This is a genomic window from Streptodolium elevatio (genome assembly GCF_040649515.1).
Classification (GTDB): domain Bacteria; phylum Actinomycetota; class Actinomycetes; order Streptomycetales; family Streptomycetaceae; genus Yinghuangia; species Yinghuangia elevatio.
This window is the reverse complement of the sequence record NZ_JBEZFP010000038.1, coordinates 25,251-47,678: the sequence shown is the minus strand read 5'-3', so window position 1 is coordinate 47,678 and position 22,428 is coordinate 25,251. Positions and strand designations below refer to the sequence as shown.

Genomic DNA, 22,428 nt, shown 5'->3' with positions numbered 1-22,428 from the left:
GCGGGCCGGGACCGTGTCACCCGAATTCGCGCCAAACGGATACAGGTTCGGACGCTCGCACCGGCTCAGTCGGGGATGCCGCCCGCGAGCAGGAAGCGCTCGACCGGCAGCGTGGCCGCGCCCAGCGCGACCGCGTCCGGTCCCAGGCGTGCCAGTTCGATCGTGGTGCCGGCGAACGGCCTTCGCAGGGCGTGGTCCGCGGCCGCGGCCTGGATCGCGGGGAGCATGCGGCCCCCGATGGCCAGTCCCGCCCAGCCGCCCAGCACGATGCGCTGCGGGTTGAACAGGTTGACCAGGTTGCCGATGCCGACGCCCAGGTAGAGCGCGGTCGTCTCCAGGACCGATGCCGCGTCCGCGGAGATGTCCGCGGCCGCGACCAGGGCGGCGATGCGGGTCTCCTCGTCGGCGCCGGTCAGCACGTCGTCAAGGCGCAGTTCGCGGTAGCGGTCGAGGATGGCCTCGGCGCCGACGTACGCCTCCAGGCAGCCGAGCGCGCCGCAGCGGCACCGCCGTCCGCCGACGTCGACGGTCAGGTGGCCGAGTTCGCCCGCGCTGGTGGTGGAGCCGCGGTACATCTTGCCGTCGGTGACGATGGCCGCTCCGATGCCGGAGCCCAGCAGGATCATCACCGCATTGCCGACGCCCCGGCCCGAGCCGAACCACATCTCGGCCCGGCCCATCGTCTTGGCGCCGTTGTCGATGTGCAGAGGCAGATCGGTGCCCTCGCGCAGCAGACGCCGCAACGGGACCGCCTCCCAGCCGGTGGTCTGGCCGTGGACCAGCAGGTCGGCGTGCTCCCCCGGGCCCGCGTCCGCGGCGCCGTGCTCGACCAGGCCCGGCACCCCGATGCCCACGCCCATGACGGCGGACGGGTCGACGCCCGCGTCACGGCAGACCTTGTCGAGGCCGGCCAGGATGTGCCGCACGACCTCGTCCACGTCGGCACCCTGGGCGGACAACGCGAAGTCGGCGCGCGCAAGTTCGCGCATGCCGAGGTCGAACAGCTCGACCTTCACGCCGGTTTCGCCGACGTCGACGCCGATGACGCGGGCGTGGTCCGGCTCGACGCGCAGGAGCACCCGGGGGCGCCCGCCGGAACTGTCCAGCGCGCCGGCCTCGGTGACGACTCCCGCCTCGACGAGGTCGCCGACGACGTTGCTGACGGTCGCCTGGCTGAGTCCGGTCAGGCGGGTCAGGTCCGGCCTGCTGAGCGGGCCGTCGGCGTACAGCCGCTGGAGGACCTGGGCGCGGTTGGCGCGCCGCAGACCCTGCACCGTACTGAGTTTGTCGGACTGCCTGCCGGACTCCATCGTGGCTCCCACCCTCGTCGTGCCTCCACATACTTCAACCCTTGAAACAAGCTGGTCAAGCAGATTTTACCGGGAAGTTCGCCGGTGTCTTGCTCTTGACGGTGATGTTCACCGCCAGTTAAATCACACCGCGAACAAAGTCCCCTGCAGCTGAGGAGTCGGTCATCGTGCGAGTACGACGTGTTCGAAGAGTCGCCCCTGCTCTGGCACTGACCCTGTCGGCCCTCGTCCTGGCCGGATGCGGCGGGTCCGATTCGGACGACGACGGCGGCGCCTCGGGCGGCCCCGGCGGGTCCGCCGGCAAGACCATCACGTACTGGGCCACCAACCAGGGCACCAGCATCGAGCACGACAAGCAGGTGCTGCAGCCCGAACTCGACAAGTTCACGCAGCGCACCGGGATCAAGGTCGACCTCGAGGTCGTGCCGTGGGACGACCTCCTCAACCGCATCCTCGCCGCGACCACCTCCGGCAAGGGGCCGGACATCCTGAACATCGGCAACACCTGGTCCGCCTCGCTCCAGGCGACGGACGCGTTCGTGCCGATCGACGACACGGTGCTCGCCAAGGTCGGCGGCAAGGACCGCTTCCTGGCCACCCCGTACGCCGCCACCGGCGCGGAGGGCAAGCCCCCGATGGGCCTGCCGATCTACAGCAGCTCGTACGCCCTCTACTACAACAAGAAGATCTTCCGCGAGGCCGGCGTCCAACCGCCCAAGACCTGGGAAGAGATGGCCGAGGTCGGCCGCAAGCTGAGCACGGACGGCCGCTGGGGCCTCGCCCTGGAGGGCGGCAGCTACACCGAAGGCGTGCACCACGCCTTCACGTTCGGCAAGCAGTACGGCGCCGAGATCTTCACCAAGGACGGCAAGCCCGCCTTCAACTCGCCGCAGATGGTCCAGGGCGTCAAGCGGTACGTCGACCTGCTCGCCAAGGACAAGATCGTCAACCCCAGCAACGCCGAGTACAGCCAAGGCACCCAGTCGCTCAAGGACTTCGCCACCGGCAAGTCCGCGATGCTGATGTGGCAGGCCGCGCAGGGCTCGCTGGTCTCGAACGGCATGAACCCGGACGACATCGGCGTGGCGCCGATCCCGTTCCCGGCCTCCGCCCCCGCCGGGGCGCCGCGGATCAACAGCATGGTCGGCGGCATCAACATGGCGGTGTTCAAGGACTCCGACGCGAAGGACGCGGCGTTCGAGTTCATGGCCTTCATGACGAGCGCCGAGACGCAGAAGACGCTCAACAAGACGTACGGGTCGCTGCCGTCGGTCAAGGACGCCTACGACGACCCGGCCTTCCAGACCGAGGGCGTCAAGGTCTTCCAGCAGGCCCTGGCCGAAACCGCCGCACCGCTGCCGCAGGTTCCCGCGGAGAGCCAGTTCGAGACGTTGGTCGGCAACGCGGTCAAGAAGCTCATCGCTGATGCCGCGTCCGGCAAGGACGTCACCGAGGCCGCCGTCAAGTCCGCACTCGACGAGGCGCAGGAAAAGATGGTCGCCGCCGGCTGACCGCCGCGCGGGACCCCTGGAGACCGCGGTGCGGCGGCACCGCCGAGGCGGCCGGCGAATCCGTTCCGGCCCCGCCACCGCACCGCGCCCCTCCGTCACGACACGCGCCCTGGGCCGACAACACTCCCTCACCACGCTCGCCGTCAGGTAGCGCCTCTTCGGGAAGCACCCGCCCAGGCAGCGCCCACGTGAGGAAGCGCCCTCGTCAGGAAGCGCTCACCACGCCGCACCGCACCGCGCTCCCGCGCGGGGATCGCAGGAAGGAACGACCCGATGGCCGCCACGACCACCCGCCGGGACCCGGTCGCCGAGGACCCGCCGGACGACGGGCCGGGCGGCCTCGGCAAGCCGACCGCCCGCGGACGGTTCCCGCGCGGACGGTTCCGGATCCCCCGCAGAGCACTGCCGTACGTCCTGCTCGCGCCCGCCATCGTGCTCGAACTCCTCGTGCACGTCATCCCCATGGCGGTCGGTATCGGGATGAGCTTCCTGAAGCTCACCCAGTTCCACATCCGGCACTGGACCAGCGCCCCCGGGGCCGGGTTCGACAACTACCGGCTCGCGGTGGACTTCGACGGCCCGGTGGGCAAGGCCCTGCTGGACTCGTTCTGGGTGACCGTGATGTTCACGGTGCTGGTCGTCGGCATCTCCTGGCTGCTCGGCATCACCGGCGCGATCCTCATGCAGGGCGCGTTCCGCGGCCGCGGCTTCCTGCGGGCGCTGTTCCTGGTGCCGTACGCGCTGCCGGTCTACACCGGCGTGATCACCTTCGGGTTCATGTTCCAGCGCGACACCGGTCTGGTGAACCACGTGCTGGTGGACCAGCTCGGGCTGGTCGACGACCGGCCGTTCTGGCTCATCGGCGGAAACAGCTTCTGGGCGCTGGTGGTCACCGCCGTGTGGCGGACCTGGCCGTTCGCGTTCCTGTGCCTGATGGCCGCGCTGCAGAACATCCCGCGCGACGTCTACGAGGCCGCCGCGCTGGACGGCGCCGGGGTGTGGCAGCAGATCCGCCGCGTCACGATCCCGATGCTCGCGCCGGTCAACCGCGTGGTGCTGCTCGTGCTCTTCCTGTGGACCTTCAACGACTTCAACACGCCGTACGTGCTGTTCGGCAAGTCGGCGCCCGACGAAGCCGACCTCATCTCGATCCACATCTACCAGAACTCGTTCGTCACCTGGAACTTCGGCACCGGATCGGCGATGTCGGTGCTGCTGCTCCTGTTCCTGCTGCTGGTGACCGCCGTCTACCTCGGGGTGGGCCGGATACGGAGGGGGAAGTCCGATGCTTGAGCCGCGCTGGTTCCGCTGGGTGCGATGGGTCGGGCTGTCGCTGCTGACCGCTTTCGCGATGATCCCGGTGTACGTGATGGTCACGTCGTCGCTCAAGCCGCTGCCCGACGTACAGGGCAACTTCCGCTGGTGGCCGTCCGACCTGACGGTGCAGCCCTTCATCGACATCTGGGACACCGTCCCGCTCGCCGACTACTTCGTGAACAGCCTCATCGTCTCCACCACCGCCACGGTCTTCTCGGTGACGATCGCGGTGTTCGCCGCGTACACCATCAGCCGGCACCGCTTCCGCGGGCGGCAGGTCTTCTCGGTGTCGGTGCTGTCCACCCAGATGTTCCCCGGGATCCTGTTCCTGCTCCCGCTGTTCCTGCTGTTCGTCAACATCGGGAACGCCACGGGCGTCGAGCTGTACGGCAGCCGCCTCGGGCTGATCATCACCTACCTGACCTTCTCGCTCCCGTTCTCGATCTGGATGCTGGTCGGCTACTTCGACTCCATCCCCCGCGACCTGGACGAGGCCGCCCTCGTGGACGGCAACGGCCCGATCGGCGCGCTGATGCGCGTGGTGATCCCGGCCGCGTCGCCCGGGATCGTGGCCGTCGCCGTGTACGCCTTCATGACCGCATGGGGCGAGGTCCTGTTCGCGTCCGTCATGACCGACGAGTCGACCCGCACGCTCGCCGTCGGCCTGCAGGGCTATTCCACGCAGAACAACGTGTACTGGAACCAGGTGATGGCGGCGTCGCTGGTGGTCAGCGTGCCGGTCGTGGCCGGGTTCCTCTTCCTCCAGCGCTACTTGGTCGCCGGACTCACCGCGGGGGCGGTCAAGTGACTTACCCGCTCACCGACTTCGAACCCCAGCAAGTTGCTGCACACGATCCGCACAGCCGCACCGCCGGCACGACCCGGGAGACCGTACGCATGCCTGACCTGTCCGAGTTCCCCGAGGATTTCGTCTGGGGCGCGGCGACGTCCGCCTACCAGATCGAGGGCGCGGTCGCCGAAGACGGCCGACTGCCGTCGATCTGGGACACCTTCAGCCGGGTCCCGGGAGCCGTCGCCAACGGTGACACCGGCGACGTCGCCTGCGACCACTACCACCGCAGTTCCGAAGACGTCGCGCTGATGCGCTCGTTGGGCCTGGGCGCGTACCGCTTCTCCGTGGCGTGGCCCCGGATCGTCCCGACCGGCTCGGGACCGGTCAACGCCCGCGGACTCGCCTTCTACGACCGGCTCGTCGACGAACTACTGGCCGCCGGGATCCGCCCGTTCGCGACCCTCTACCACTGGGACCTCCCGCAGGGACTCCAGGACGTCGGCGGCTGGACCTCGCGCGCGACCGCCGAGCGGTTCGCCGAGTACGCCGGTGCGGTGGCGGCCGCCCTCGGCGACCGCGTCACCGACTGGACGACGCTGAACGAACCCCTGTGCTCGGCCTGGATCGGGCATCTGGAAGGCCGGATGGCGCCGGGCCTGACCGACCTGGAGGCCGCCGTACGCGCGTCCTACCACCTGCTCCTCGGCCACGGCCTCGCCACTCAGGCGATCCGCGCCGAGGCCCCGCGCACGCCGCAGGTCGGGTACGTGGTCAACCTCAGCCCGATCGAACCCGCGAGCGACCGGCTGGAGGACGTGGCGGCCGCGGTACGCGCCGACGGGCACGTGAACCGGTGGTGGCTCGACCCCGTGCACGGCCGCGGCTTCCCGGCCGACATGCGGGAGCTGTACGGCGTCGACCTGCCCGAGAGGTCCGGCGACCTCGCGGTGATCGCGCAGCCGTTGGACTACCTGGGCATCAACTACTACTTCCGCCAGATCGTCACCGCCGACCCGGACGGCCCCGCCCCCTACGCACGCCAACTCCCGGTCCCGGGCTCACCGGTCACCGGCATGGACTGGGAGGTCTACCCGGACGGCCTCGAAGAGCTGCTGGTCCGGGCGGCGGCCGAGTACGGCGCGCGCAGGCTCTACGTCACGGAGTCGGGCGCGGCCTGGCCGGACACCGTCGACGCGGACGGCGAGGTGCGGGACGCGGAGCGGACGGCGTACCTCGAAGGGCATCTCGCGGCCTGCGGGCGGGCGTTGGCCCGAGGAGTGCCCCTTGCCGGGCATTTCGCGTGGTCGCTGCTAGACAACTTCGAGTGGGCCTACGGCTACGCGCACCGCTTCGGCCTCGTGCACGTGGACTACGAGACCCAGCGCCGCACGATGAAGGACTCGGGTCGGCGCTATGCGGCGCTGATCGCCGAACACGCCGCGCTCCGGGCGGCGGAGCGTACGCCGGCTTCCTGACGACCGCGGAAAAGGCGGCGGAAAAGCAGCGGAAGCGGAGCGCGAACACGCGTCGGCCACGCCCCTGTTCGTCGCCCCGGGGTGATCCCGCGGGGCGACGCAAGGGCGTGGCCTCTGCGTGTCCGGTGGGGCTCGCTCAGGCGTCGTCGTCCTTGCGCGTCAGCGAGTCCTTGGCGCCGCGCGCCTTGTCGGCGGCGTTCTGCACCGCGTCCTTGGCCTTGCCCTTGGTCTGGTCCGTCTGGCCCTCGCCCTCGAGGCGAGAGTCTCCGGTGACCTTGCCCACGGCCTCCTTCGCCTTGCCCTTGAGCTTGTCCATCGTGCTGTCGTCGCCGGCCACGGCGTCTCCTCATGGTGCGTCGGGTGTCTGGTTACCCCCGCCTTCCACCCTGACCCCGCCAGGCATACCGCGCATCCGCCCACCGCCGTTCGGGCGACGCCGGACGCCCGGACGCGGTCAGCCCGCGTCGCTCAGCCACTTCCGGATCAGCGCGCCGAGGACAGTGGCCCACACGAGCCCGCCTGCGCCGATCAGTGCCGCGGTGATCTCGGGGGCGGGGGTGGCGACGGCGGCCACGGCTGTGACGGCGACCGTGAGCGCGAGCAGGGCGAGCATCAGGGTGCGGAGGTGGTCCCGGGCGGGTCGAGCGGGCTGTCCGGGTGGTGTGGAGGTGGACATGATCGGTGTGAACTCTCCTTCGCGGAGGGGTGTACGGAACGGCCCGGCTCTCCCTTCACGGGGTTCCGGGCGGCTTCCCGTTGTCGGCCGACGGGCGAAGGGCGAAAGCTGCGCAGGTGTCGGCTGCGCCTGCGCCGGGCACGCGACCGAGCCATCACGATAATGCAATCCGACGCCGAAGAATGAGCACATCGAACGTGATCTCGTGCAGATGCACGTGCATCTGCCCATGCATAGTTTAGCGAGACTTTCGCGGTTCCGATCGCATGGGCAGCTCACAGCCATGATCACAAATGACCGCAAGGCACTATGCATGATTGAGTCGACCAAATAGACGCGCTTCTATTATTCAAGGAGACCGCATTATCGGCACGCCGGAATCGGCACACAATAGTCACGATCGACACCGATAGCGGCTTTTGGGAAATCCCACGCCGGCAGCGAAGCCCGGCCCATCAGGCAGCGTCGCGCGCCCCGTCATGCGGTCATCATGACTGGGGTGGGGGGCGGCAGACTGGGGGGATGCGCATTCGAGTTGTCGCCGCGGACGAACTGCCGGACCTCCAGGACATCGAGGTCGCGGCGGGACGGTGCTTCCTCGACGTGGGCATGCCGGAGATCGCGGGTGACGAGCCACTGCCGCTCGGCGAGTTGGACGCGTACCGGGTCGCCGGACGTGCGTGGGTCGCGGTCGAGGGGGACGCCCGGCCCGGCGCGTACCTGATCGCCAAGTCCGTCGACGGCAACCTGCACGTCGAGCAGGTGTCCGTGCACCCGGACCACGCGCGGCGCGGTGTCGGGCGAGCCCTGATCGACCACGCCGCGGAACATGCGGCCGGGCGCGGCATGCCCGCGCTGACACTGACCACGTTCGCCGAAGTCCCGTGGAACGCCCCGTACTACGCGCGCCTGGGCTTCGCCGTGCTGCCCGAGGCGGACGCGGGACCGGAACTGCGGGCCGTGCGCGCCGAAGAGGCCGCGCACGGGCTCGACCGGTGGCCTCGCGTCTGCATGATCCGCCCGGTGTGACACCAGGCGGTGTGCGACCGAGGGTCAGTGCCGCGGGGCGAGCGACAGCGCGGCTTCCAGCGGGTCGGCGTCGGGGCGCGGGTCGATCACGGCGACGACCGGGACGGTGACGCCCGCGTCGACGTATTCCTGGATGCGCGCGCGGCAGCGCTCCGGGGTGCCGTGCACGACGAGGTCGTCCACGAGTTCGTCCGGAACCAGTTCGAGCGCCTTCTTGCGGTCGCCGGCCGCCCACGCGTCCCACATGGGCTTGAGGATCTCGCCGCGCCCCAGCCAGCGGTGGAACTCGGCGTACACCGGGACGTTGAGGTAGGAGGTGATCATGCGGCGCCCGATCGAGCGTACGAGGACCGGGTCGTCGAACGGGCACACGAAGATGCGCGCGACGATCTCCTTGCCCGGCCCGCCCGCGTGGACGTACGGCACCACCGTGCGCACGTCGTCCGGCGAGAGCCAGTTGACGATCGCGCCGTCCCCCTCGCGCCCGGCGAGCTTCAGCATGCCCTCGCGCAGCGCCGCGACCAGGATCTGCGGCGGCTCCTGGGGCACGCGGGTGAGGCGGAAGCCGCGTACCGAGAAGGTCTCGTACTGCTCGGTCACCTTCTCCCCGGTGAACGCCGCGCGCAGGAACCGGACGGTGTCGCGCACGCGGTGGTACGGCCGGTCGAACTCGGCGGCGTTCCACGACTCGACGATCAGCTGCGACGCCGACCCGACGCCGAGTTGGAACCGCCCCGGCGCCAGTTCGGCGAGGGCCGCCGCACTCATCGCGAGGGTCGCGGGTCCGCGTGTGTACGGCGACACGATGGCCGTCCCCAGCCGCACCGACGGGTCGGCGAGCGCGGCGACGGTCAGCGGGGTGAACCCGTCCAGCCCGTCGACCTCCGCCGACCAGATGTCCGTGTAGCCCGCCGCGACGAGTTCGCGCACGAGGCGCGGGTGCTCGCCCAAGGGGGCGTTGAGCGGGACGGTGATGCCGTAGCGGTACGCGTTTTCGGTAGTCACTGAGCCCTCCGCGAAGTCGACCTCACAAGTACCACACCGGGTCCCCGCTGTGGACGCCGCGTGGTCGACCTTGTGTGCGGCCACTCGATGCGGCGTCCGACGCGGAACCCTGTTGATGTTCGACTACCCGAACCAGGCCGTCGAAAAGGCCGGGCATCTGAGATAGCGTCAGACGTCCGGCGAGCTCGCGCCGGCCTCCCCGGATCGGAGCTGCGACGTGGCCAAGCTGTGCCTCAACACCTTCACCTTCTCGCCGTACGCGGGCGCGAAGGAGCCGGTCGACTTCGCCGAGCTGCTGGACGGCGTGCGGGCGGCCGGGTTCGAGGCGCTGAGCCTGGACGCCTTCACCCTCGCGGCCTACGCCGAGTCCGGCCGCACGTTGGGCCAGTTGGCGGACCGGATGCGCGCGGCCGACCTGGCATGTCCCGAGATGCTGGGGTTCGTGGTCGCCGACGACGAGGCCTCGACGCTGGACGGCGCGCGGCAGGTCGCGGAGGCGATGGCGGAGTTCGGGTCGGCGTACGCGCTGGGCATGGTCACGCTGCCCGCCGATGCCCGCTGCCGGGACCTGTTCGCCGGCTGCGCGGAGATCTTCGCGGCGGCGGGCGGCAAGGCGGCGGTGGAGTTCCTGCCGTTCACCCCGATCGCGACGATCGCGGACGCCCGCACGCTGGTCCGGCACGCGGGCGTCGAGCGGTCGGGTGTGCTGGTCGACTCGTGGCACGTCTTCAACGGGCCGAACACGCTCGACGAGCTGGCCGGGCTCCCCGTCGAGGAGCTGGCGTACGTGCAGTTCTGCGACCACCCGCAGCTCCTCGGGCCGGACGCGGACACCGCCACCGAGGCGATGTCGAACCGCGTCATGCCCGGCGACGGCGTCTTCGACCTGCACGGATTCCGCGCGGCGCTGGACACCGTCGGCTTCGACGGGCTGGTGAGCGTCGAGGTGATCAACCCGCGCCTGGCCGAGCTGGGCGTGGCCGAGTTCGCCCGGCGCGCGTGGGAGTCGGCCCGGCCGTACTGGGCCTGACCCCCACGGGCGCCCGCGCGGGTCACGCGAACTCGAGGCCGCGTCCGGTCGCTTCCCAGGCGTGGATGTCGGCGCGCACCTGGTCGCCGTGCGCGAGGACCGCGTCGATGGCGTCGTTGCCGAGCACGAGGCGCAGCGGCGTGTCGTCGGCGTCGAGCGCGGCGAGGATGGCGTCCGCCGCCTTCGCAGGGTCTCCGGGCTGCGTGCCGTCGGCGGCCACGAAGTCGACGCGGAGCTTTCCGACGGTGTCGGAGTACGCGTCGAGCGGCTCCGACGCGGTGAGGGCGCCCCCGTTGAGGTTGGTACGGAACGCGCCCGGCTCGACGATCATGACCTTGACGCCGTGCGGCGCGACCTCCTGGGCAAGCGCCTCGGTCATGCCTTCGAGCGCGAACTTGCCGGCGCAGTACGCTCCGACGCCCGCGAAGGCGAGCTGCCCGCCCATGCTGCTCATCTGGACGATCGCGCCCGTCCGCGCGGCGCGCATGTGCGGCAGCACCTCGCGGGTGAGGGCGGCCGGCCCGAAGAAGTGCAGGTCCATCAGGTCGCGCAGTTCGGCCTCGGTGGTCTCCTCGACCGCGCCGAGGTGGGCACGCCCGGCGTTGTTGACCAGCACGTCGATGCGGCCGAAGCGCTCGACGGTCTCCGCGACGGCGGCCTTGACGCGCTCCGGGTCGGTGACGTCGAGGGCGATGGCGGCGGCCCGGTCCGGGTGCGCCGCGACGACGTCCGCAAGCACCTCCGGCCTGCGGGCGGTGAGGACGACGGTGTCCCCGGCGTCCAGTGCCGCACGGGCGATCTCGCGTCCGAATCCCGAGGACGCGCCGGTGATCAGCCAGATGCGGTTCGTGCTCATGTGGGGCTCCTGTCGTACCGGGCTCGTGTGCCGTACCCCCGTTCGGCGGTACGCCAGTAAGCCTGGTCCGAGGTGCCCCGACCGGTCCAATACAAGCCGCCATAGCCGTTGGTAATGAGAACGCGGACCTGGTTTCGCGGACGCGCCGGAGCGCGGGCTTCCGGGATCAGCGGCTGATGGCGATCTCGTGCGCCACGTGCGACAACTTGTCGGGGTTGCGGACGTGGTAGGCGCCGGTGACGTAGCCGTTCTCGACACGCACGGCCAGGACGCCGTCGACCTGTCCGTTCACCCGGACCAGGAGAGCCGGTCCACCGTTGATCTCCACCGGTTCGAGCGACCTTGCCGCTTCGCGTTTCCACCAGCCGCCGGCCAGGAGGCGGGCGACCTGGTCGGCGCCCACGACGGGCCGCAGCAGGGCGTGCCGCACTCCGCCGCCGTCGCTGAGGGCGACGACGTCGGGGGCGAGGATGTCGAGCAGGGCCTGCAGTTCGCCGGTTTCCACCGCCAACTGGAAGGCGCGGAGCGCGGCCCTGGTCTGGGCCGGGGTGGCGGTGCCGCGCGGCCGGCGCGCGGCTACGTGCGCGCGGGCCCGATAGGCGAGTTGACGTACCGCGGCCGGGGTCTTGCCGACGGCCTCGGCGATCTCCTCGTACGAGAGGTCGAACACCTCGCGGAGCACGAACACCGCCCGTTCGACCGGGGCGAGCGTCTCCAGCACCAGAAGCATCGCCATCGAGACGCTGTCGGCCAGGGCAACGTCCTCCGCCACGTCCGGCGCGGTCAGCAGCGGTTCGGGCAGCCACGGCCCCACGTAGGACTCCTTGCGCCGACCCAGCGCGCGCACCCGGTCGAGGGCCTGCCGGGTGGCGATCTGCACCAGGTACGCGCGTTCCTTGCGCACCATCGCCGGATCGACGGCCGTCCACCGCAGCCAGGTCTCCTGCAGGACGTCCTCGGCGTCCGCGGCCGAACCGAGAATCTCGTAGGCAACGGTGAACAGCAGGTTGCGGTGGGCCAGGAACACTTCGGTGGCGCCGTCCGCCGCCTCGGCCCGGATGCCGCGGTCCGGCGGCTCGGGTGTGTTCGTCGCCTGTCCGCTCTCCTCGCCCATACCGCCGCTCCCGCCTGTTCGCTTCCCCGCCGTGCCCGGCCGTGGTCCGTGCACTGGACGCCGGTCGTCGCTGTCGCGTAACACCCACGACGCGTGGCCTGCATCACACGGCCCCGACTGTTACGCGCGGCGGGAGGCCGACGTCTCGTGTACGTCGGCACGCCGAGCGTACGCACCGCGAGTCCGGTGCGCCGCCGTGCCGACCAGGCGTCCCTGGCGCCCGACCACTTGAACACCTGAGAGAGGCACGCAAGATGAGCACCGGCAAATTCGCCGTCGTAGGAGCAACCGGACGACTGGGACGCCACGTCGTGGACGTCCTCTCGGAACGAGGCTTCCCCGTGGTGCCGATGTCCCGCGCCACCGGGGTGGACGTGATCAGCGGCGAGGGCCTGGCCGACGCGCTCACCGGTGTCGACGTGATCATCGACGTCGCGTCATGGCACGCCTCCGACCAGGAGGCCGCCACGGAGTTCTTCCGTACCGCCACCGCAAACCTGCACGCGGCCGGTCGGCGGGCCGGCGCCGACCGGATCGTCGCCGTGTCGATCATCGGTGCGGACAAGGCCACCGCCGGCTTCATCGCTGCCCAGCAGGTGCACGAGGAGGCCAACCTCTCCGGTCCCCTGCCCGCCCGCATCCTGCGGGCGGCCCAGTTCCACGAGTTCGTCGGACAGCTCCTGGACTGGCGGCAGGGCGACGTCGCCTACGTCCCCGCGCTGCCCACCCAGCTCGTGGCCTGCCGCACCGTGGCCGAAACGCTGGTCGACCTGGCCGCCGACCCCGACGCCGCGCAGCCCGGCCCGGGAGTGCCGGTCCCCGAGGTCGCCGGCCCCCGCAGGGAGATCCTGTCCGAGGTGGCCGAACAGCTCGGCGCACGCCGCGGCATCAAGGTGGTCGGCGTCGACGGCTCCGGCATACCCGACGCCGAGATCGCGGCGGCCGGCGGGTTCCTGCCCGGCCCGCACGCCAAGCTCGGCGGACCCACCTTCCGGGAATGGCTCGACGCCCGGTCCTGAACCGGCCGGGCGGACCTGGCCCTCCGTGGCCCCGTGGACGCGTATGCCCGTGGACCGGACGCCCGTTGGCCCTGTCACCCCTCCGGGGCCACCGAAAGAAATGAGGACTTCCATGCACGACACCTCTCCCCGGGGTGAGATCTCCCGAGGCGACGGAGGCGCTGCGGTCGTGGCGGCCGGACGGGTGCCCGGGCGCGGCGCGGTCACGCTGCTGCGGGTCGCGACCGCCCTTGCCTGCCTTGAGACCCTGGTGCAGGGCCTGCTCGCCGGAATGCTGCTGAACGGCGACGTCTCGTCGATCGACCCACACGGCGTCAACGCCTACGTGTTCGAACTGCTGGTGTTCCTCCAGGTGGTCGCGGCCGTCCTGGTGTGGCGCGGCAACCGCCGGGTGACGTGGCCGTTGAAGGCGGCCGTCGTCATCCTGGCGGCCACGTTCACCCAGACCGCACTTGGGCTGGCGAGCTCGCTCGCCGCGCATGTCACCCTCGGCGTGGCGTTGTGCGCGATGGAAACCGTGTTCGTCGTACGGGTCCTGACGCTCCGCGGGCCGCCGGCGGCGTGAGCATTTTTCGGATTTGGTCTGGACCATTGACCATATGGTCCAGACCTTTCTAGTATCGCGGCACTGCTTGGCGAACGCGTGCGGTTGCCGCGGGTTCGCCGGACGGAGCAGGTCCCACCTCCCAGCATGTCGGACCTCACTCGGGAGCAGTCTTGAGCAGTGCAACGCGCACCCGTGCTCGCCGCCCGCGCGAAGGATGGCCGTCAAGGCCCGGCGCGAGAATCACCGCCGCGCTCATCGCCTTCGTCCTCCCCCTCGGAGTGCTGATCGGCCTGTCGAAGACGGCGGCCGCGGCTACGTCGGCCACCGCCACCTACACCAGGACCCAGGATTGGGGCTCCGGCTTCGGCGCCCAGTGGGTCGTCAAGAACACCGGTACCACGACGCTGAGTTCGTGGACCGTCGAATGGGACTACCCCACCGGGACCCGGGTCACCGGGTTCTGGGACGCCGACGTCACCTCGTCGGGCAACCACTGGACCGCCCGGAACAAGTCGTGGAACGGCACCCTCTCCCCCGGCGCCAGCGTCACCTTCGGCTTCAACGGCGCCGGACCGGGCGCTCCGTCCGGCTGTCGGATCAACGGCGCCTCGTGCGACGGTGGCACCCCCGGTGACAACCCGCCCTCCGCACCGGGCACCCCGGTGGCGGGCAACGTGCAGGACCACTCGCTCACGCTGACCTGGCCGGCCGCCACCGACGACCACGGCGTGCAGAACTACGACGTCTTCCGCAACGGCACCAAGATCGCCACGGTGACCGGCACTTCGCACCCCGACACGGGGCTGTCCGCCGGGACCACGTACATCTACACCGTGACCGCCCGGGACACCGCGGGCCAGAGCGGGCCCCCGTCGCCGGAGGTCTCGGTGACCACCACCGGTGGAGGCGGGCCGGGCGGCGACAAGATCCGGCTCGGATACTTCACCAACTGGGGTGTCTACCAGCGCAATTACCACGTGAAGAACCTCGTCACGTCGGGATCCGCGAGCAAACTCACGCACATCAACTACGCGTTCGGCAACGTCACGGGCGGCGCCTGCACGATCGGCGACGCGTACGCGGACTACCAGAAGACGTACGACGCGGCCTCCTCGGTCGACGGCGTGGCGGACACCTGGGACCAGCCGATCGCCGGCAACATCAACCAACTGCGCAAGCTCAAGCAGCAGTACCCGAACATCAAGATCCTGTGGTCGTTCGGCGGCTGGACCTGGTCCGGCGGATTCGGGCAGGCCGCGCAGAACCCGGCGGCGTTCGCCGAGTCCTGCTACCGGCTGGTCGAAGACCCGCGCTGGGCCGACGTGTTCGACGGCATCGACATCGACTGGGAGTACCCCAACGCCTGCGGTCTGACCTGTGACAGCAGCGGATCGGCGAGCCTGCGCACCATGATGTCCGCGCTGCGCGCCCGGTTCGGCGCGAACTACCTGGTCACCGCCGCGGTCACGGCGGACGCCACGCCGGGCGGCAAGATCGACGCCGCGGACTACGCGGGCGCCGCGCAGTACATGGACTGGCTCAACGTCATGACGTACGACTTCTTCGGGACGTGGGCGACCACCGGTCCGACGGCCCCGCACTCCCCGCTGACGTCGTACCCCGGCATCCCGACCGCCGGGTTCAACAGCGACGCGGCGATCCAGAAGTACAAGGCCAAGGGCATCCCGGCGGCCAAGCTGAACCTCGGCATCGGCTTCTACGGCCGGGGCTGGACCGGGGTCACGCAGAGCGCCCCCGGCGGCACCGCCACCGGACCGGCGCCGGGCACGTACGAACAGGGCAACGAGGACTACAAGGTGCTCCGCAACACCTGTCCGCCGACCGGCACGATCGCCGGGACCGCGTACGCGCACTGCGGATCGAACTGGTGGAGCTACGACACCCCCGCGACCATCGCCACGAAGATGGCGTACGCCAAGAACCAGGGCCTCGGCGGCGCGTTCTTCTGGGAGTTCAGCGGCGACACCGCCAACGGAGAACTGCTGACCGCCATCAACAACGCGCTCAAGTAGCGCCCACGCCGGGGGACGGCGCCCGCCACCCCCTTTGACGAACCCGGGGCAAGGGCCCGTCCCCCGTGCCCCGGGTTCACCATGCCCGTCCACCATGCGGGTTCACCGCGTGGGCTCACGCGCGGGCCACGGCGTGGGTTCACGGCTGGACGACGTAGCGTCCGCGGACGCCGCCCTTGGCCACCACGCGGTGGGCTTCACCCACCTGGTCCAGGGACACGACCGCGAAGACGCGGGCGGGCAGTTCGCCCGCGGCGGTACGGTCCAGCAGGCCGGCGAGCCGGGCGCCGTCGGGGACGGTGACGACGGCCGTCACCGAGATGCCGCGCTCGGCGGGCGGCCCGAGGTTCGGCCGGACTCCCACGAAGGCGCCCCCGTCGCGCACCAGCGCCAGCGCCGGCTCCTGCATCGCCGCAGTGTCGGCGACCGCGTCCCAGCCCGGCTCGGTGTGTGCGACGAAATCCACGCCGAGGCCGCGGACGAACTCCTCGTCCCCGGGACGGGCCAGACCGGTCACCTGCCAGCCGCGCTGCCGGGCGAGCGAGGCGACGTACGCCCCGGCCGCTCCGGCCGCGCCGGTGACCAGCAGGCGGTTGCCGGTCGCCGGAGCGTCGCCGAGCAGGTCGACGATCTGCGCGGCGGCCAGCGAGTTGAGCGGCACGGTCGACGCGGTGATCAGGTCGAGGCCGTCCGGCACGACGGCGACATCCGCCGCCGCGACGACGATCTGTTCGGCATACGTACCAAAGTCGCGGTCGAAGCCGTCCACCATGCCGGCGACCCGGCTGCCGACCTGGAGTGCGACGTCGGGCCCGGCGGCGACGACAGTGCCCGCGAAGTCCCAGCCCAGTCCGGTGTATTCGGTCTGGTTGACCAGGCCTATTGAATGGAAGAACCCGCCGGCGACGCCGAGGTCGACGGGGTTGACCGCCGCGCCCGCGACGGCGACCCGTACCTGGCCGGGGCCCGGCTCGACGAGGGGGACGTCGACGACCTCGATCGAGTCCGGCCCGCTCGGCGTACGGACGACGGCGGCACGAAAGGTGGGGGTGTTCATGGTGGCTGCTCCCGAAATGTCGTGGCGTTTGCTTCCGTGCTTCATCCTGGTGGGGTTACTCTCCATCGGGAAGTGGGCACTTCAAAGTGCGTACACCACCACCAGGTGCGGAAGGAGCGTGCACAATGCCGACACGGACGACAGGGCACAAGCGCGAGCACGACAAGGCGGCCTACGACGCGTTCCTCGCCGGCTGCCCCAGCCGACAGCTGCTCGACCGGGTGTCCGACAAGTGGGTGGCCCTGATCCTCGCCGCGCTCGGCAGCGACGGACCCCATCCGCGTGGCACCGACGCCCGGGCCGCGGAGCCGCGGGCGATGCGCTACTCCGAACTGTCCCGGCGTCTGGCGGGCGTCAGCCAGAAGATGCTGACGCAGACCCTGCGCGCCCTGGAACGGGACGGGCTGCTCACGCGCACCGTCACACCGACCGTGCCGGTCACCGTGACCTACGAACTCACCGAGCGGGGCCTGTCGTTGCAGCGTGTGCTCGACGGCCTCAAGGAGTGGGCCGAGGCGAACATGGACGACGTGTTCGTCTCCCGAGCGGAGTACGACGCCGCCTCGTCCTGAGATGCGGTGGTCGAGGGTCAGGCGGGAGTGTCGCCTTGGCGCTCACCCAGGGGCTCCGCGTGCCAGCGCCATTTGCCTTGGCGGCGGTCGTGGCCGGGGATCTCGGCTCGGCCGGTGGCCCAGAGCAGGGTCTGCCAGCGGTGGGTGTCGGCGGGGGCCTCGGGGAAGAGGCGGGCGAGGGTGCGGTCGCAGAGGTCGCTGGGCGGGGTGAAGTCCACACCGAGGCCGGCGCCGATGTCGTACGCGTGCACCAGGGTCTCCACCACGCCCATCGCGGCGAAGCCCTCGGGGTCCGAGACGCCGTACGAGTGGTAGCCGCGCACGGTCGGCGCACGCAGGGCGACCAGCGCGGCGAGCATGCCGGCGGTGGCCTCCAGCACCTCGAACACGGCCTCGGGGTCGGCCTCGCGGTCGACCATGACCGTGTTGCCCGGGCCGCCTTCGCGCGGGTACGTGTAGACGAACGGCACGTAGTGCGTCACCGGGGGCGTCGGCGCCGCGATCTGCCCGGCGTACGCGAAGAGGTCGTCGGCCAGGTGCTCCGCGGTCTCCCAGCAGTCCCAGTCCAGCGCGCCCGCCTTGGCCGACCAGTCGGCGTCGGCGGGGGCGCGGCGGAAGGCGGCGATCGCGAGGGAGACGGCGTACTCGACGTCGCCCGCGCTGACGGGTACGCGCGACGTGCCGTCACCGTCGGTGGCGGAGGGGGCAAGCGAATCGGCCATGACGGGAACCGTACCCGTGAGGGCGCCGGACGTCACTCCGCGCGCGGCTCGGTACGTCAGACCGCGCGCGGCACGGTCGCCTGGTAGGCGGTGAACAGCGGGACGGTCCCCGATGCGTCCATCACGGCACACGCGAACGGCCGGTCGAAGTTCAGGTCGAGGGTCGGCGCGGGCGGGTGCCAGCTCATGTAGTCCATGCGGACCTCGGTGACGGACGCCGCCTCCACGCCCTCCTCGTCGACCCGGATCAGCGACTCCTGGTCCACGCGGTCGACGAACAGCGGTTCGGGCGACAGCGCGCCGAACTCCGCGGCGCCGTCGGCGAGCGCGAGTTCGACGCCGAGCCCTGGGAGGTGGTCGTGCACCTCCAGTGAGGTGCGCAGCGCGAACCGCGGTAGCCGCAGCGAGACTTCGTCGTACGGCACCGCGTTCCCGGCGCTGCGCGGCGCCCAGGCCGCGGACATCGCCGGGGCGGGCGGCATGCCCTCGGGGCCGAGCGCAAAGCGGATGAGCGCGGGCCGCTCGCCGGCACACGGGAGTTCGACCACGTGCACGGTGCCGCCGTACGCCCCGATCGTCCACACGTCGCCCGCCGGCACCTTGCGGAACATGGTCGGGACGTCCTCGGGCTTGCCCTGTGCGGGTGTGAAGGGGCGGGCGAGGGTGTCGTGGCGGTTGAACGGCTCGGACCAACGTGCTTTCAGAGCGAGCACGTTCACGAGTATCAGGCGGGTGAGCGGCCCCGGGTCGGCGGGCATGCGGTCGATGAGGCCGCCGGTGGCGCGCGTGATCCACGCGTCGATCGCGGCCGGGTCGCCCAGGTCCCCGAACTCGATGACCGGCAGGCCGTCGCGGAAGGTCTCGCGCAAGGGCGCGCGGCTCCAGATGCCGGTGGCGACCGCGAGCGCGTCGGTCGCGGCGAGGTCCCGGGCCACCGCGTTCACCAGCGGCTCCGCCTCGGGCCCCGCGACGCCCAGCAGGTCGGCCAGTTCCTCGGCGGTGTCGCCGAGCGCGCCGCACGATATCCCGGCCAGCGCGAGCCACAGGCCGGTCGGCGAGCAGACCACGTCGCCGCCCGCCGCCTCGACGGCCGGGTCCGACAACATTTGGTCCAGCCAGCGGGATCCCAACTCGCGAATCTCCCCCGCGTATTCACGGACAGTCAACCCGCACTCGCCGTGGGCCATGAAACCGCCTCGCCGTGTCGAAGATCGCCGGATCTCCACACTAACGCGGGCCGGGACGCCATCGCGGCGCGCCGTGGCGGGCGGCTGGAAACCTCCGCCCCGGAGGGCGACAATCCGGCGATGGGACATGATCACGAAGACGCCGTGCGCCGGATGCTCGACAAGCAGGAGATCCACGAGGTGGTGCTCCGCTACTGCCGCGGCGTGGACCGGATGGATCTGGACGCGGTACGCGACTGCTACCACCCCGACGCGACCGACGACCACGGCAGCTTCTCCGGCGACGTCGACGCCTTTGTGGCGTGGATCGGGCGGCTCCTGCCGCGCTACTCGATGACCATGCACCTGGTGGCGAACCACCTCGCCGAATTCGCCGGGCCGGACCTGGCGCGCGCGGAGACGTACGGCGTCGCCTTCCACCGCACGGACTCCCCCGACCCGCGCGGCAACCTGACCACCGGCTTCCGGTACGTGGACGACTTCCGGCGCCGCGACGGCCGCTGGCGCATCGCACGGCGCGTCGCCACGACCGAGTGGGTCCGCGTGGACGACCCGGCGGCGCACTGGCCGATCCCCGAGGGCATGCTCACCGGCCGCCGCGACCGCACCGACGCGGTCTATGCGCCGCTGACCTGACGCGGCCCGAAGCGGATCGCGTCCACCCCGCCTCCATCATTAGACGCAATTCCCAGTCTTGTTTTCTTGCGTCCATCTCAATACGGTCTGCCGCGTCGGGGGCGCATCAACCAGGCGACGGAAGAGGGCTGGGCTCATGGCGATTTCCCGCAGATCCGTACTGTCCACCGGCGGCGCGGCCGGGGCCGCACTCCTCGCGGGGACCGCGGGCGCGGCGACCGCGGAAGCCGCACCCGCGGCGACCGGGTCGGCCCCCGCCGCCGCGGCGGCGTCCGACCCGTCCTCGGCCCTGCTGTGGCAGCAGCCCGGGCGGATCGGCGCACCCAGCGTGACCGGCCTGCACCTCCAGTTCGGTGCGGACGCGTCCGCCGAGGTCGTGGTCTCCTGGCTCACCCCGCAGCCGGTCGCGCGGCCGCGCGTGCGCTACGGCACCGTCGACGACGGCTTCGGCCGCAGCGTCGACGCGGAGACCCGGCACTACCGCGACGGACTGTCCGGCGTCGAGGTCTTCGTCCACCACGCACGCCTGAGCCGGCTGCGGCCCGCGACGCGGTACGTCTACTTCGCGAGCCACGAAGGCGCCGCGCCCGAGACGGGCGTGTTCGACACCGCGCAGCGCGGCCGCCACCGCTTCACCTTCACCAGCTTCGGCGACCAGGCCACCGCGAACCTCCGCAAGGAGATCAAGCTGCCGCCCGGCACGCCGTCGCCGAACGGGCCGTACCCGCTGTCCTCGACCAACAACATCGGCACCCAGGCCTCCTCCGACATCGTCGCCGCGGTCGAACGGGTCGCGCCGCTCTTCAACCTCGTCAACGGCGACCTCTGCTACGCGGGCGTGGCGGGCATCTTCGGCCAGGACCGCGTCGCGACCTGGGCCGACTGGTTCATCTCCAACAGCCGCTCGGCGCGCTTCCGGCCGTGGATGCCGTGCGTCGGCAACCACGAGAACGAGAAGGGCAACGGGCCGCTGGGGGCGTCGGCATACCAGGCGTACTTCACGACCCCGGACTCCGGGACCGACCGCGAGATGAAGGGCCTGTGGTACTCCTTCACCGCGGGCTCGGTACGCGTCATCAGCGTCGCCAACTGCGACGTGGCGATCCAGGACGCGGGCGACAGCTACATCCGCGGCTACTCCGGCGGCGCCCAGCGGGCCTGGCTGGAACGCGAACTGCGCGCCGCCCGCGCGGACCGCGACATCGACTGGATCGTCGTGTGCATGCACCAGCCTTTCATCTCCAGCACGAGGAGCGGCAACGGCAGCGACCTGGGCGTACGCGAGTCCTGGGGCCCGCTCTTCGACCAGTACGGCGTCGACCTGGTCGTCAGCGGCCACGAGCACCACTACGAGCGCTCCCACCCGCTGCGCGGCCGCCTCCCCAACGAGACCCGCACCCCGACCCCGGCCGCCACCCGCAAGGACGTCATCGACACCAGCCTCGGCACCGTGCACATGATCATCGGCGGCGGCGGCAACTTCGCGAGTTCGCACACCAACCTCTTCGACCGCCCGCAGGGTCGTGTCATCGTCGCCCGCAGCGACCAGGACAGCCCGGTCCTCCCGGGCCACAAGGACTCGGTCTGGGTGACCGAGGACGCCCCGTGGGCCTCCGTGCAGGACCGCGAACACCCGCACGGCTTCGCCGCGTTCGACGTCGACCCCGGCGACCGCAAGTCGGGCCGTACCCGCATCAACGTCACCTACTACACCTTCCAGGGCGCCCACGGCGCTCTCACCCCCGTCGACCGCTTCACCCTCGAACGCCCTCGCAGCGACGCCCGCCGCTGAGCGCCTGCCCTGCGAGGCCGCCCCGGTGACCTCGCAGGGCGACCCACCCGCCCGCTTCAGCCCGCGCGGTGGAAGCGCCAGGCCACGTGCGGGGCGAAGGCATGAACGGTGGCGCGGAGCCGGATGCGGTCGGGGTTCGGGCAGATCTTGCGCACCGTGCGTGGCGTGGTTCCGGTGCCGTCGGGAGCCAGGACGACCTTGATGTAGTGGATGTACTGCACGGATTCGTTGCCGAGGTTGTTGGACGTCTCGATCCGCCTCACCGGCACCCCCACCGCCGCGACACGCGACCAGGGAATGAACCGGCCCGGCCTGAGCCCCCACGCGATGTGCACCCCGGCCGAGTCCACCACGACCGCGGGCCGCCGGGTCACGAGGAAGAAGGTGTTCCAGAAGCCCAACCAGGCGGTCCCAATCGTCATGGCGACCATGAGGACGCCGGACAACGAAGCAAACTCGAAGAAACTGTGGGTGAACACCTGCGCCGCGATCACCACGCCGGCGACGCTCATCGCCGTCGCCGCGGCCAGGTACCAGGCGTTGTAACGAACGACGTACGCACGCGGGTCGGCTGGATCGGGCCGTGGCCGAGCGGGCGACGGCGAGCAGGCCACTCCCGGCGCGGGCGCAGTCGGCGGGGCCCCGGTCGGCCGCGGCGTACCCACGGGCCCAGGCGTACTCGGTGCCGCGGGCGGGCCCGGGGGTCGGGTGGGTCTGGGCGGTCGCGCGAACGGGTTCATCGGCGGG

Annotated in this window: 22 protein-coding genes; 12 read left to right on the top strand and 10 right to left on the bottom strand. The window is 71.1% G+C overall.

Annotated elements, in window-relative coordinates; translation table 11 throughout:
- Positions 1-65: 65 nt before the first annotated feature.
- Positions 66-1,310 carry an ROK family transcriptional regulator gene (locus AB0C36_RS16980; RefSeq protein ID WP_358354679.1) on the bottom strand — a complete coding sequence of 415 codons (1,245 nt, stop codon included), beginning with the start codon at positions 1,308-1,310 and terminating at the stop codon, positions 66-68.
- A gap of 167 nt (positions 1,311-1,477) precedes the next feature.
- Between AB0C36_RS16980 and AB0C36_RS16975 the strand changes: the two genes are divergently transcribed.
- The 4 genes from AB0C36_RS16975 (at position 1,478) to AB0C36_RS16960 (ending at position 6,406) form a co-directional block, all read left to right on the top strand.
- Entirely contained in the window at positions 1,478-2,821 is a 1,344-nt protein-coding gene (locus AB0C36_RS16975; protein ID WP_358354677.1) for an ABC transporter substrate-binding protein, read from the top strand.
- A gap of 273 nt (positions 2,822-3,094) precedes the next feature.
- Complete coding sequence (locus AB0C36_RS16970) at positions 3,095-4,114, top strand: carbohydrate ABC transporter permease (RefSeq protein ID WP_358354674.1); 1,020 nt, start codon at positions 3,095-3,097, stop codon at positions 4,112-4,114.
- Positions 4,107-4,946 (top strand): carbohydrate ABC transporter permease, encoded by an 840-nt coding sequence (locus AB0C36_RS16965; protein ID WP_358354671.1) that lies wholly within the window; start codon positions 4,107-4,109, stop codon positions 4,944-4,946. Before AB0C36_RS16970 ends, AB0C36_RS16965 begins: the two co-directional genes overlap by 8 nt.
- A gap of 89 nt (positions 4,947-5,035) precedes the next feature.
- Positions 5,036-6,406, top strand: coding sequence for a GH1 family beta-glucosidase (locus tag AB0C36_RS16960; RefSeq protein WP_358354668.1), 1,371 nt, complete (start codon positions 5,036-5,038; stop codon positions 6,404-6,406).
- A gap of 136 nt (positions 6,407-6,542) precedes the next feature.
- Here AB0C36_RS16960 and AB0C36_RS16955 read toward each other — a convergent pair whose 3' ends face one another.
- Positions 6,543-6,722, bottom strand: a complete 180-nt coding sequence (locus tag AB0C36_RS16955; protein WP_358354726.1) for a CsbD family protein — start codon at positions 6,720-6,722, stop codon at positions 6,543-6,545.
- 138 nt (positions 6,723-6,860) lie between these two features.
- Entirely contained in the window at positions 6,861-7,082 is a 222-nt protein-coding gene (locus AB0C36_RS16950; protein WP_358354665.1) for a hypothetical protein, read from the bottom strand.
- A 522-nt stretch (positions 7,083-7,604) separates the two neighbouring features.
- On the opposite strand from AB0C36_RS16950, the gene AB0C36_RS16945 reads away from it, so the two are divergent.
- A complete protein-coding gene (locus AB0C36_RS16945) occupies positions 7,605-8,111 on the top strand; it encodes a GNAT family N-acetyltransferase (RefSeq protein ID WP_358354662.1) in 507 nt (168 codons plus the stop codon).
- A 24-nt stretch (positions 8,112-8,135) separates the two neighbouring features.
- Here the strand turns inward: AB0C36_RS16945 and AB0C36_RS16940 are convergent, their stop codons facing one another.
- Positions 8,136-9,116 (bottom strand): LLM class F420-dependent oxidoreductase, encoded by a 981-nt coding sequence (locus AB0C36_RS16940; RefSeq protein ID WP_358354659.1) that lies wholly within the window; start codon positions 9,114-9,116, stop codon positions 8,136-8,138.
- 217 nt (positions 9,117-9,333) lie between these two features.
- Here AB0C36_RS16940 and AB0C36_RS16935 point away from each other — a divergent pair, with 217 nt between their 5' ends.
- Complete coding sequence (locus tag AB0C36_RS16935) at positions 9,334-10,146, top strand: sugar phosphate isomerase/epimerase family protein (RefSeq protein ID WP_358354656.1); 813 nt, start codon at positions 9,334-9,336, stop codon at positions 10,144-10,146.
- 22 nt (positions 10,147-10,168) lie between these two features.
- Here AB0C36_RS16935 and AB0C36_RS16930 read toward each other — a convergent pair whose 3' ends face one another.
- Both AB0C36_RS16930 and AB0C36_RS16925 read right to left on the bottom strand, forming a co-directional pair.
- The gene (locus AB0C36_RS16930; protein WP_358354653.1) at positions 10,169-11,002 is read right to left on the bottom strand and encodes an oxidoreductase; all 834 of its coding nucleotides are present in this window, start codon (positions 11,000-11,002) and stop codon (positions 10,169-10,171) included.
- Positions 11,003-11,168: 166 nt separating this feature from the next.
- The gene (locus AB0C36_RS16925; RefSeq protein ID WP_358354650.1) at positions 11,169-12,116 is read right to left on the bottom strand and encodes an RNA polymerase sigma-70 factor; all 948 of its coding nucleotides are present in this window, start codon (positions 12,114-12,116) and stop codon (positions 11,169-11,171) included.
- A 254-nt stretch (positions 12,117-12,370) separates the two neighbouring features.
- Between AB0C36_RS16925 and AB0C36_RS16920 the strand changes: the two genes are divergently transcribed.
- From AB0C36_RS16920 to AB0C36_RS16910, 3 genes are all read left to right on the top strand, one after another.
- Positions 12,371-13,135 (top strand): SDR family oxidoreductase, encoded by a 765-nt coding sequence (locus AB0C36_RS16920; RefSeq protein WP_358354647.1) that lies wholly within the window; start codon positions 12,371-12,373, stop codon positions 13,133-13,135.
- Positions 13,136-13,247: 112 nt separating this feature from the next.
- Positions 13,248-13,700 carry a hypothetical protein gene (locus tag AB0C36_RS16915; protein WP_358354644.1) on the top strand — a complete coding sequence of 151 codons (453 nt, stop codon included), beginning with the start codon at positions 13,248-13,250 and terminating at the stop codon, positions 13,698-13,700.
- 152 nt (positions 13,701-13,852) lie between these two features.
- Positions 13,853-15,715: a glycosyl hydrolase family 18 protein gene (locus tag AB0C36_RS16910; RefSeq protein ID WP_435839056.1), complete on the top strand. Its 1,863-nt coding sequence runs from the start codon at positions 13,853-13,855 to the stop codon at positions 15,713-15,715.
- A 139-nt stretch (positions 15,716-15,854) separates the two neighbouring features.
- Here AB0C36_RS16910 and AB0C36_RS16905 read toward each other — a convergent pair whose 3' ends face one another.
- Positions 15,855-16,772 carry an alcohol dehydrogenase catalytic domain-containing protein gene (locus tag AB0C36_RS16905; protein WP_358354641.1) on the bottom strand — a complete coding sequence of 306 codons (918 nt, stop codon included), beginning with the start codon at positions 16,770-16,772 and terminating at the stop codon, positions 15,855-15,857.
- 125 nt (positions 16,773-16,897) lie between these two features.
- Here AB0C36_RS16905 and AB0C36_RS16900 point away from each other — a divergent pair, with 125 nt between their 5' ends.
- The gene (locus AB0C36_RS16900; RefSeq protein WP_358354638.1) at positions 16,898-17,344 is read left to right on the top strand and encodes a winged helix-turn-helix transcriptional regulator; all 447 of its coding nucleotides are present in this window, start codon (positions 16,898-16,900) and stop codon (positions 17,342-17,344) included.
- A gap of 17 nt (positions 17,345-17,361) precedes the next feature.
- Here the strand turns inward: AB0C36_RS16900 and AB0C36_RS16895 are convergent, their stop codons facing one another.
- Together AB0C36_RS16895 and AB0C36_RS16890 are read right to left on the bottom strand one after the other, a co-directional pair.
- A complete protein-coding gene (locus tag AB0C36_RS16895) occupies positions 17,362-18,066 on the bottom strand; it encodes a maleylpyruvate isomerase N-terminal domain-containing protein (RefSeq protein WP_358354635.1) in 705 nt (234 codons plus the stop codon).
- Positions 18,067-18,122: 56 nt separating this feature from the next.
- The gene (locus tag AB0C36_RS16890) at positions 18,123-19,172 is read right to left on the bottom strand and encodes a serpin family protein (RefSeq protein ID WP_358354632.1); all 1,050 of its coding nucleotides are present in this window, start codon (positions 19,170-19,172) and stop codon (positions 18,123-18,125) included.
- A gap of 201 nt (positions 19,173-19,373) precedes the next feature.
- Between AB0C36_RS16890 and AB0C36_RS16885 the strand changes: the two genes are divergently transcribed.
- A complete protein-coding gene (locus tag AB0C36_RS16885; RefSeq protein ID WP_358354629.1) occupies positions 19,374-19,889 on the top strand; it encodes a nuclear transport factor 2 family protein in 516 nt (171 codons plus the stop codon).
- A 136-nt stretch (positions 19,890-20,025) separates the two neighbouring features.
- Positions 20,026-21,681: a purple acid phosphatase family protein gene (locus AB0C36_RS16880; RefSeq protein WP_358354627.1), complete on the top strand. Its 1,656-nt coding sequence runs from the start codon at positions 20,026-20,028 to the stop codon at positions 21,679-21,681.
- Between the two features lie 56 nt (positions 21,682-21,737).
- On the opposite strand, the gene AB0C36_RS16875 is transcribed toward AB0C36_RS16880, so the two are convergent.
- On the bottom strand, positions 21,738-22,193 hold the full coding sequence (locus tag AB0C36_RS16875; protein ID WP_358354624.1) for a hypothetical protein: 456 nt from the start codon (positions 22,191-22,193) through the stop codon (positions 21,738-21,740).
- Positions 22,194-22,428 lie beyond the last annotated feature (235 nt).

What these genes read in the sequence shown, in the direction of transcription:
- AB0C36_RS16930 (WP_358354653.1), bottom strand. Translation starts at nt 11,002, where the DNA reads ATGAGCACGAACCGCATCTGGCTGATCACCGGCGCGTCCTCGGGATTC.
- AB0C36_RS16920 (WP_358354647.1), top strand. Translation starts at nt 12,371, where the DNA reads ATGAGCACCGGCAAATTCGCCGTCGTAGGAGCAACCGGACGACTGGGA.
- AB0C36_RS16915 (WP_358354644.1), top strand. Translation starts at nt 13,248, where the DNA reads ATGCACGACACCTCTCCCCGGGGTGAGATCTCCCGAGGCGACGGAGGC.
- AB0C36_RS16955 (WP_358354726.1), bottom strand. Translation starts at nt 6,722, where the DNA reads ATGGACAAGCTCAAGGGCAAGGCGAAGGAGGCCGTGGGCAAGGTCACC.
- AB0C36_RS16945 (WP_358354662.1), top strand. Translation starts at nt 7,605, where the DNA reads ATGCGCATTCGAGTTGTCGCCGCGGACGAACTGCCGGACCTCCAGGAC.
- AB0C36_RS16895 (WP_358354635.1), bottom strand. Translation starts at nt 18,066, where the DNA reads ATGGCCGATTCGCTTGCCCCCTCCGCCACCGACGGTGACGGCACGTCG.
- AB0C36_RS16970 (WP_358354674.1), top strand. Translation starts at nt 3,095, where the DNA reads ATGGCCGCCACGACCACCCGCCGGGACCCGGTCGCCGAGGACCCGCCG.
- AB0C36_RS16960 (WP_358354668.1), top strand. Translation starts at nt 5,036, where the DNA reads ATGCCTGACCTGTCCGAGTTCCCCGAGGATTTCGTCTGGGGCGCGGCG.
- AB0C36_RS16905 (WP_358354641.1), bottom strand. Translation starts at nt 16,772, where the DNA reads ATGAACACCCCCACCTTTCGTGCCGCCGTCGTCCGTACGCCGAGCGGG.
- AB0C36_RS16875 (WP_358354624.1), bottom strand. Translation starts at nt 22,193, where the DNA reads ATGAGCGTCGCCGGCGTGGTGATCGCGGCGCAGGTGTTCACCCACAGT.
- AB0C36_RS16885 (WP_358354629.1), top strand. Translation starts at nt 19,374, where the DNA reads ATGGGACATGATCACGAAGACGCCGTGCGCCGGATGCTCGACAAGCAG.
- AB0C36_RS16890 (WP_358354632.1), bottom strand. Translation starts at nt 19,172, where the DNA reads ATGTTGTCGGACCCGGCCGTCGAGGCGGCGGGCGGCGACGTGGTCTGC.
- AB0C36_RS16965 (WP_358354671.1), top strand. Translation starts at nt 4,107, where the DNA reads ATGCTTGAGCCGCGCTGGTTCCGCTGGGTGCGATGGGTCGGGCTGTCG.
- AB0C36_RS16950 (WP_358354665.1), bottom strand. Translation starts at nt 7,082, where the DNA reads ATGTCCACCTCCACACCACCCGGACAGCCCGCTCGACCCGCCCGGGAC.
- AB0C36_RS16980 (WP_358354679.1), bottom strand. Translation starts at nt 1,310, where the DNA reads ATGGAGTCCGGCAGGCAGTCCGACAAACTCAGTACGGTGCAGGGTCTG.
- AB0C36_RS16880 (WP_358354627.1), top strand. Translation starts at nt 20,026, where the DNA reads ATGGCGATTTCCCGCAGATCCGTACTGTCCACCGGCGGCGCGGCCGGG.
- AB0C36_RS16900 (WP_358354638.1), top strand. Translation starts at nt 16,898, where the DNA reads ATGCCGACACGGACGACAGGGCACAAGCGCGAGCACGACAAGGCGGCC.
- AB0C36_RS16925 (WP_358354650.1), bottom strand. Translation starts at nt 12,116, where the DNA reads ATGGGCGAGGAGAGCGGACAGGCGACGAACACACCCGAGCCGCCGGAC.